General features: G+C 39.8%; 4 protein-coding genes. 1 reads left to right on the top strand and 3 read right to left on the bottom strand.

The window, feature by feature from the left end:
* A partial coding sequence (locus tag AACY61_RS09245; RefSeq protein WP_339611289.1) for an isoaspartyl peptidase/L-asparaginase occupies positions 1–181 on the bottom strand: 181 nt, incomplete at its 3' end.
* Positions 182–369: 188 nt separating this feature from the next.
* A complete protein-coding gene (locus AACY61_RS09240; protein WP_339611288.1) occupies positions 370–1017 on the bottom strand; it encodes a hypothetical protein in 648 nt (215 codons plus the stop codon).
* Positions 1018–1347: 330 nt separating this feature from the next.
* On the opposite strand from AACY61_RS09240, the gene polA reads away from it, so the two are divergent.
* The gene (gene polA, locus AACY61_RS09235) at positions 1348–4191 is read left to right on the top strand and encodes a DNA polymerase I (protein WP_339611286.1); all 2844 of its coding nucleotides are present in this window, start codon (positions 1348–1350) and stop codon (positions 4189–4191) included.
* 58 nt (positions 4192–4249) lie between these two features.
* Here the strand turns inward: polA and AACY61_RS09230 are convergent.
* Positions 4250–4498, bottom strand: a 249-nt coding sequence (locus AACY61_RS09230; RefSeq protein WP_339611285.1) for a hypothetical protein, incomplete at its 5' end; no start/stop codon positions are given.

Below are 4498 nucleotides of genomic sequence, written 5' to 3'. Positions count from 1 at the left end.
CTAAACATCTTACGGCTTGTTCCACAACATCAAGAGCAGAAGCTCCTTGTTCCAATAAAGAAAATCCCAATTGCAACGCTTTTTCCAAAGCATTTTTATACTCCTTCTCTTTTTCAGGGGTCATTAATCCCTTTACTAATGTTCCGGCACCGCCGTGTATTGCTATAGTATATTTTTTCATATCTCTATTTCCGCGAAAGCGGAAATCTCGTTAATAATTAGACAAAATTTTCAAAACTTAACTGTTATACTTCCCATTTAGACATAAAATTTTTTGTTTACCTTTTTTACCCTACTAAAGAATAAAGGTGTAGTGTTTCATTTCTTCCAAGGCAGTTTTTTCTTGGATAACTTTACAACAGTCATTGCTCAATTATTATCCCAAAAAACATCAGGATTAATATAGAAAACAGTATCTATAAAAAAAAGGATGCTGTTTTGGGTTAAAACATTTTCATCATGCAAATCTTCTAAAATAATGCCTAAAGCAGGATGATAATAGTCGTGATTTTTTATATTTTCAAAGCCATTTGAGGAGAGAAAACCTTTAATATCTGAAAGATCAGTTATGCTATCTGCCTTGATAAAAGATTGCCTTACAACAGCAAAAAGTGTATCCTGGTTTTGATAAAACCCTAACAATTGGTAATGCGTATCTGCAAAGAAATAATTATGCAACAAGAGATTGTAAAAATAATCTTCCCAAGAGGCATAGTAGATAGCATCATTGAGTTTTATAACATATTGACTGTCTTGAATATAAACTTTTTGTTCTGCTCCTTGAGAAATAAATTTAGATTCATCGATAGTATCAATAAATAAGTTATGATTTGAAGCAAATTCAATTAACTTCTTTGTTTCTTCGTTTTTGTTTTGGTGCTTTGCTTCAGCCATTGGGCTTGCTCTTTGGCTTGTTCTAAGTTGACCGGCAACTGCTTGGATAACAGCATCATAGCTAGAGACACTCTTTCCTGAAAGGACATTTTGTAATTCATTTTTTAACTCTTTTAGATACATTAACGATTTTATTAAACTAAAAACCTCTAATCAACGTGATACAAAGGTAAACTATTTTTACATAAATTACTTTGGAACCGCTTTCCCACTACAACAGTCATTTTGGGAGTTACCCCCAACTAAACTTAAGAGTTGGGCGCTCCTTTGTGAAAAAACTATCAAATTGTAGATTAACGACTTATGACTTTAGACATTCCAAATTCCTATGACCCATAATTGAACTTGATACTATAAACCTAAAACACCCGTCACATTAATTTGAAAAATACGATTTCCATTTTAATTGCCCATATAAGTTTTGTAATTTTATAAGCTAAAATTCAATCACCCATGGCCGAACAAAAACGACTTTTCCTGCTGGATGCTTATGCGCTTATTTTCAGGGGTTATTATGCTTTTATCAAAAATCCGCGCATCAATTCCAAAGGGATGGATACTTCAGCGATTATGGGATTTATGAATTCGTTACTGGATGTCATCAGAAGGGAAAAGCCAGACCATCTGGCCGTGTGTTTTGATAAAGGCGGCAGTGATGTGCGCAATGAATTGTACAGCGAATACAAAGCCAATCGCGATGCCACGCCTGAGCCCATTATGATTGCCATTCCTTATATTCAGGATATTTTGAAAGCCATGCACATACCCGTGGTAGTGCTTCCCGGTTGTGAGGCCGATGATGTGATTGGCACCCTGGCTAAACAAGCCGAAAAAGAAGGCTATAAAGTCTATATGGTCACACCCGATAAAGATTTTGCCCAACTCGTTTCCGAAAATATATTTATGTACCGTCCTGCCAGAATGGGAAATGGTATCGAGATTTGGGGAATTCCAGAGGTTCAGAAAAAGTTTGGCGTCAAACGCCCTGAACAGGTCATTGACTTTTTGGGAATGATGGGTGATGCCTCAGACAACATTCCCGGGCTTCCCGGTGTGGGTGAAAAAACAGCTAAAAAATTTATTGCCGAGTTTGAGACCATGGAAAACCTTTTGGCCAATACTGACAAGCTCAAAGTCAAAATGAAAGAAAAGGTAGAAGAAAATGCCGAGCTGGGAATGCTATCCAAAGAACTGGCTAAAATACTTATCGATTGTGATGTCACCTTTGATGCTAAAGACTATGAACTCTCCATGCCTGATGGCGAAAAAGTACAGGAAATCTTTGAAGAACTCGAATTCAGAAGGCTGAAAGATCAGTTTTTACAGTTGTTTAGTTCTGAAAGCTCAAACACACCTGCTGAAGAAACCAAAAAAACGGCTTCTTCATCAGACAGCTCAAAAGGAAAGGCTGCTGGTGCGGGCCAGTTCTCACTTTTTGATGCAGAAGGGGGAACTTCAGAAAATATCACGATGACTTCTTCTCGCAAAACCATTAAAGACACGGATCATTTTTACCAGACCGTGCAAGCGGGAATGGGCACCAAGCTGTTTCTTCAAAACCTTATGAAGCAAAAATCGGTATGTTTTGATACTGAAACTACTTCGCTTGACCCACTGGAAGCCGAACTCGTGGGTATCGCATTTTCCTGGGAAACCGGTAAGGGGTTTTACCTTCCTTTTCCTGAAAATAAAGAAGAAGCACAGGAAATTATTGAGCAACTACGCCCGTTTTTTGAAGCTAAAGGCATTGAAAAAGTAGGCCAGAATTTAAAATATGACATCAAAGTGCTCGCTAAATACAACGTCACCATTAAAGGCAAACTATTTGACACCATGCTGGCACATTACCTCATCAACCCTGATATGCGCCACAATATGGATGTGCTGGCAGAAACCTATTTAAATTATACCCCCGTTTCCATCACCGAATTGATTGGCAAAAAAGGTAAAAACCAACAATCAATGCGCGATGTGCCCCTTGAGAAACAAACCGAATATGCCGTTGAAGACGCAGACATCACCCTACAACTCAAGCATCATTTTGAAAAAGAACTGGGCGAAGCCAATACCCAAAAACTTTTTGATGAGATTGAAATCCCCTTGGTATCTGTGCTGGCTCATATGGAGCTTGAAGGCATTCGTCTGGATGCTGATTTTTTGAATTCGCTTTCGCGAAAGCTGGATGACGATATTTTACACTTAGAAAAAGAAATCTACAAGGAAGCCGGCGAGACCTTTAATATCGCTTCGCCAAAACAGTTGGGCGAAATCCTTTTTGAAAAAATGCAACTTGTCAAAAAACCGAAAAAAACCAAAACCGGGCAATATTCCACTGCAGAAGATGTGCTTTCGGTTTTGGCAAAAGACCATAAAATCATCAGGGACGTATTGGAATACCGTGGATTGAGCAAACTGAAAAGCACCTATGTGGACGCTTTGCCCAACCAGGTAAGCCCTGTGACCGGAAGGGTGCATACTGACTATATGCAAACCGTCGCCGCTACCGGCCGGTTGAGTAGCAACAATCCCAACTTGCAAAACATCCCCATAAGAACAGAACGTGGCCGCGAAGTGCGCAAAGCGTTTGTTCCCAGAAATGAAGAATACACCCTGCTCGCAGCTGATTATTCGCAGATAGAATTGCGCATTATCGCCGCATTAAGCAAGGAGCCCAAAATGATGCAAGCATTTAAAAACGGTGAAGATATTCATGCTTCCACTGCTTCAAAGGTGTTTAATGTCCCTATTGAAGAGGTCACCCGTGAGCAGCGTGGCAATGCGAAAACGGTGAATTTTGGGATTATTTATGGAGTTTCGGCCTTTGGGTTGAGCAATCAAACTGACCTCAACCGCACCGAAGGCAAGGAATTGATTGACACTTATTATGAGACCTATCCCAAGCTAAAAAGCTATATGGCAGAACAGGTTGATTTTGCCCGTGAAAATGGTTATGTACAAACCGTTTTGGGCAGAAGGCGTTATTTAAAAGACATTAATTCACAAAACGCCGTGGTGCGCGGTGCGGCAGAGCGCAATGCCGTGAATGCCCCCATCCAGGGAAGCGCTGCAGACATCATCAAAATCGCGATGATTTCTATTTACAATAAACTTGTTGAAGGAGATTACAAAACCAAGATGCTGCTTCAGGTGCATGACGAATTGGTTTTTGACGCTTACAAACCCGAACTTGAACAAGTAAAAACCCTTATCAAAACCGAAATGGAAAACGCATTTAAGCTCGAAGTGCCTTTGGATGTTGATTTGGGTGAAGGCAGCAACTGGCTGGAGGCGCATTAAAAATCAAAAGCCCCTTGAACTATCAAGAGGCTTTAAATTTCAGACACTTTAAACAGTGTTACTGTTTCGTATATTCAATGGTCAAATTTTCAGTAACCGTTGCCGTACCACCACCTTGTTCAACAGGAATCTCAAAACCATTTGGAACAACTAGTGTTAATTTGTTTCCGTCTTGAGCAGCCGATGCTGTCAGACCGGATTCGGTTACTGTTACAGTATCCCCATTTTGAGACCAGGAAAACGCAGTTGTTGAGTTTTCATTTACACAATCAACTGAATATTCATACTCATCGGATGTTCCTGCAAC

The organism is uncultured Planktosalinus sp., assembly GCF_963973675.1.
Classification (GTDB): domain Bacteria; phylum Bacteroidota; class Bacteroidia; order Flavobacteriales; family Flavobacteriaceae; genus Planktosalinus.
This window is presented reverse-complemented; position numbering and strand designations above follow the sequence as displayed.